The sequence below is a fragment of the Actinomyces polynesiensis genome, assembly GCF_000820725.1.
Classification (GTDB): domain Bacteria; phylum Actinomycetota; class Actinomycetes; order Actinomycetales; family Actinomycetaceae; genus Pauljensenia; species Pauljensenia polynesiensis.
On sequence record NZ_CCXH01000278.1, the window covers coordinates 1 to 4378 of the forward strand.

General features: G+C 73.5%; 5 protein-coding genes. 4 read left to right on the top strand and 1 reads right to left on the bottom strand.

Annotation, left to right across the window (positions count from 1 at the left end; genetic code table 11):
- On the top strand, nt 1-1299 hold a 1299-nt coding region (locus tag TA90_RS11570), incomplete at its 5' end, for a heavy metal translocating P-type ATPase (RefSeq protein ID WP_147513491.1).
- An 86-nt stretch (nt 1300-1385) separates the two neighbouring features.
- Here TA90_RS11570 and TA90_RS11575 read toward each other — a convergent pair.
- Nucleotides 1386-2528 carry a TIGR04053 family radical SAM/SPASM domain-containing protein gene (locus TA90_RS11575; RefSeq protein ID WP_043536651.1) on the bottom strand — a complete coding sequence of 381 codons (1143 nt, stop codon included), beginning with the start codon at nt 2526-2528 and terminating at the stop codon, nt 1386-1388.
- 206 nt (nt 2529-2734) lie between these two features.
- On the opposite strand from TA90_RS11575, the gene TA90_RS11580 reads away from it, so the two are divergent.
- From TA90_RS11580 to TA90_RS15285, 3 genes are all read left to right on the top strand, one after another.
- Complete coding sequence (locus TA90_RS11580) at nt 2735-3373, top strand: GNAT family N-acetyltransferase (RefSeq protein WP_074015392.1); 639 nt, start codon at nt 2735-2737, stop codon at nt 3371-3373.
- Nucleotides 3374-3462: 89 nt separating this feature from the next.
- Entirely contained in the window at nt 3463-3819 is a 357-nt protein-coding gene (locus TA90_RS15280; RefSeq protein ID WP_197067892.1) for an EamA family transporter, read from the top strand.
- A 3-nt stretch (nt 3820-3822) separates the two neighbouring features.
- On the top strand, nt 3823-4378 hold a 556-nt coding region (locus tag TA90_RS15285), incomplete at its 3' end, for an EamA family transporter (protein WP_197067893.1).

Here is a 4378-nt window from a genome sequence, read left to right on the forward strand (position 1 = left end):
GGCATCAGGCGCCTGGTCGAGCAGGCCCAGTCCTCCACCTCACGCGCCCAGAGACTGGCAGACCGCGCCGCCGCGCTGCTCTTCTGGTTCGCCCTCGCCGCCGCAGTGCTCTCCGCGATCGTCTGGGCGGTCGTCGGCACACCTGCGGAGGCACTGACACGTGCCATCACCGTGCTCGTCATCGCCTGCCCCCACGCCCTCGGCCTGGCGATCCCCCTCGTGGTCTCCATCGCCGCGGGGCGCGCGGCCCTGGGCGGGATCCTCATCCGGGACCGCCTGTCCCTTGAGACCATGCGCACCGTCGACACCGTCGTCTTCGACAAGACGGGCACCCTCACCGAGGGTCGCCCCGCCCTCACCGGCATCGACACCGACGGCCACGACGACGAGGTCCTCGCCCTGGCAGCGGCCGCCGAGTCCGACTCCGAGCACCCCCTCGCCCGGGCGATCCTCGCCGCAGCAGGGTCACGGGGCCTGGACGTGCCAGCGGCCACCGACTTCACCTCCTCCCCCGCCGTGGGCGTGGACGCCAGGGTCGGGGGGCGCCGGGTCCAGGTCGGCGGACCAGGGCTCCTCGAGCGCGAGAAGGTCGCCCCACGCGCGGGGGCCCAGCAGTGGCGCGACGAGGGCGCGACGGTGCTCCACGTCCTGGTCGACGGCTCACCGGTCGGGGCACTGCGCCTGGCCGATGCCGTGCGCCCGGAGTCCCGTCGGGCCGTCGAGGCCCTGCAGGGGCGCGGCGTCGAGGTCGTGATGGTCACGGGCGACGCCGAGTCCGTGGCGGCCTCCGTCAGTGCGGAACTGGGCATCACCCGCCACTTCGCCGGCGTGCGCCCGGAGGGCAAGTCCGACATCGTCGCGCGCCTGCAGTCCGAGGGGCGCCGCGTGGCCATGGTCGGGGACGGCGTCAACGACGCCCCCGCCCTGGCCCGTGCCGATGTGGGCATCGCGATCGGGGCGGGCACAGACGTGGCCATCGCCTCTGCCGGGGTGGTCCTGGCCAGCGACGACCCCCGCTCGGTCGTGTCCGTCATCGAGCTGTCGCGCGCCACCTACCGCAAGATGCAGCAGAACCTCTGGTGGGCCGCGGGCTACAACCTCGTCGCGGTGCCACTCGCCGCGGGTGTGCTCGCCCCGATCGGGGTGGTCATGCCGATGTCCGTCGGTGCCGTGCTGATGTCCCTGTCCACCGTCCTGGTGGCGCTCAACGCCCAGACGCTGCGCCGGTTGGACCTCTCCCCGGAGGCCGTGGCCCCCTTGGAGCCCACCCCGCGCACCGTGGAGACCGTGGCCCGCTGAGCTCGGCCCCCCGCACACCGCGGCCCGCTGGGGCCGCTCCGGGCATGCCGGGGGCAGACCGGTTGGCGCGCCGACCCCCGGGCGGTTCAGCCGACCAGCGCGGCCGCCCTCGTCACCCCGTGCCCGGGGGTGTAGGGGCACATGGGGTCCTCGGCCAGGGGGTCCCCGGTGGCGACCCACGCACGGGAGCGAGCACCCCCGCACATGCGGTTGTACTCGCAGACCCCGCACCTGCCGTGGAAGCGGGAGGGGTCCCGCAGGTCCCGCATGAGCGGGTGGTCACGGTAGAGGTCGACGATCGACTCCTCCGTGATGTTGCCGATGGTCAGGGGCATGAACCCGGAGGGCGTGACGTCCCCGACGTGGGACACGAACACGATCCCGTTCCCGTCGCGCACCCCGAAGGAGCGGGCCAGCCTGCTGTGCTCGACCTGCTCGCGCGTCATTCCGTGGGCCTCCATGTCCTGCACCGCCACGCGACGGTAGTGGATCGCCTCCGTGGTCGAGAGCTGGAAGGGCGTCGTCGCCCGCAGCTCGCACAACCACTCCATGATCCGCTCCGACTGGTCGGGGGTGACCTCAGAGAGCATCACGCCGCGCCCGGTGCGGATGAGGAAGAAGAGCGTCCACCGGGCGATGCCGCGCCCGCGCTGCATGAGCAGACGGTGGATCGCGGGAAGGTCAGGGGCGGTGTCGGCCGTGACCAGGGTGTTGACCTGGACGGGGATGTCCAGCTCCCGTGCCCAGTCCAGGGCGGCGACGGTCTGGTCGAAGGTGCCCGCGACCCGGCGCACGCCGTCATGGCGCGCCGCCGAGGAGCCGTCGAGGCTGAGGGAGAGCGCATGGGAGCCCGCATCACGCAGGGCCCGCATGGAGTCCCGCGTGAGCAGGGGGGTCACGGAGGGGGACACCGACACCCCGATGCCCCGCTCCCCCGCCGCCGCCATGATGTCGAAGAGGTCCTCCCTCTCCAGGGGGTCACCACCGGTGAGGATCACGTGCGGCAACGGGTCCCCGAAACCTCTGACGTCGTCGAGGAATGCGAGGGCCTGTTCGGTGGAGAGCTCTCCCGGCAGGGCCCGCTTCATCGCCTTGGCACGGCAGTGCCGACACACGAGACCGCAGGCCAGGGTCAGCTCCCAGTAGACGATCATGGGGGCACGGTCCCACGAGAAGTCGTAGGGGCGGACCGAGCCGATGGCTGCGGGTGGTGTGCTGGTGCCGTGCATCGACGGACCTCCTGGGTCGTGACCTGGCGGATGTGCTCGGCCGGGGCGGTCCGGGGGTGCCACGCTGGGCGGGCAGGCGCCGGGCCACGGCGACCTGTGCCACGGTAGGCCCGCCCCGGGGCGCCGACCCGGGACTTTGGTGACAGGTGGGCCGATTCCGTCATGTCGGATCCGTGGGCGTCGGCCCGACGGGAAGGGGGACGCGGGTGGCAGTCACGTGGGTGGTGCGCGACGCGCGCGAGGGCGACGCGGCCGCGATCGCAGCGATCCTCAACGACGCGATCGGGCACTCGACGGCCGTGTGGGACGAGACGCCGGTGGACGTCGCCGGAAGGCTCGCCTGGCTCGAGGACCACCGTCGGCCCGGCTGCTCCGTCCTCGTGGCCACTGACGCCCGGGCCGGTCACCGGGGTGAGGTGCTGGGCTACGGCGCGTTCGGGCCCTGGCGTGCCAGGGAGGGCTACCGCCACACGGTGGAGCACTCGGTCTACGTCCGCGCCGACCAGCGGGGTCGGGGAATCGGCCGGACGTTGATGGGGGCCCTGGTCGACCGTGCCCGAACGGAGGGCCTGCACGTGATGGTCGCCGGCATCGAGTCCGGCAATGCCGCCTCGATCCGGCTCCACGAGTCCCTCGGTTTCACACACGTCGGCCACCTCCCGCAGGTGGGGGCCAAGTTCGGACGCTGGTTGGACCTCGACTTCCTCCAGCTCGTCCTCGATGAGCGGGAGACTCCCCCACTGCCCGGGAGCGCGGCGTCAGGGGCAGGCCCGACCGGCCGTCCCTCCGACGGCGTCGACACGGCTGCGCCGCCATCGCGCACACCGTCGGGGCAGTGCGCATGAGCACGCCCGCACCGGCACCAGTTCCGGGCCCGGCACCTTCACCCGCGGCGAGCGGCACCCGGCCCGGGCGGCGTGCCGACCACGACCGCATGGTCGGCATCCTCGCCATCACCCTCACCTCCCTGCTGTGGGGCACCACCGGGACCGCCGCGACCTTCGCCCCGGCCGCGGGCCCACTCGCGATCGGTGCCGCAGCGCTGGGCACCGGGGGCCTCCTCCAGGCGCTCATCGCGCTCCCCGCGCTGCGCCGCGCCCTGCCCGACCTGCGTCGCAGTTCCGGGGTGCTCGCGGCGGGTGCGGTGTCCGTGGCCGTCTACCCGCTGGCCTTCTACTCCTCCATGCACCTGGCGGGTGTCGCCGTCGGCTCGGTGGTGTCCCTCGCCTCCGCTCCCCTGGCCGCGGGTCTCCTGGAGCGTCTGGTGGAGCGCTCCCCCCTGGGTCGTTAGTGGATGCTCGCGGCGGGGCTGGGGGTCCTCGGCAGTGTGCTGCTGTGCCTGTCGGGCCTGGGTTCCGCGGGCTCGTCGGCCGCGGCCACCGCCGGTGGCATCGCACTGGGACTCCTCGCCGGGGCGACCTACGCGACCTACTCCTGGAGCGTGCACCGCCTCATGTCCCGCGGCATCGGACGGGCCGCCTCCATGGGATCGGTGTTCGGCTGCGGGGGTGTGCTCCTCATGCCCGTCCTCCTCGCCACCGGCGCCCCACTGGTGGCCTCCGGGCAGGCGTTCCTCGTCGCGGCCTACATGGCACTGGTGCCCATGTTCCTGGGCTACCTGCTCTTCGGATTCGGCCTGGCCCGGGTCCCGGCCAGCACCGCCACCACCGTGACGCTGCTCGAACCGGCGGTCGCCACCCTCCTGGCGGTCCTCGTGGTGGGTGAACGGCTCACGCTGTCCGGGTGGGTGGGCCTGGGCGCGATCGCGCTGGCCATGGTGGTCCTCGCCCTCGTCCCCACCACGCCCCTCACCCCCGTCGTCGCCTCCGTCGCTGGCCCCGTCCCCGGGG

Coding starts and splice junctions, on each gene's coding strand:
- TA90_RS11575 (WP_043536651.1), bottom strand. CDS start 2,528: ATGCACGGCACCAGCACACCACCCGCAGCCATCGGCTCGGTCCGCCCC.
- TA90_RS15280 (WP_197067892.1), top strand. CDS start 3,463: ATGGTCGGCATCCTCGCCATCACCCTCACCTCCCTGCTGTGGGGCACC.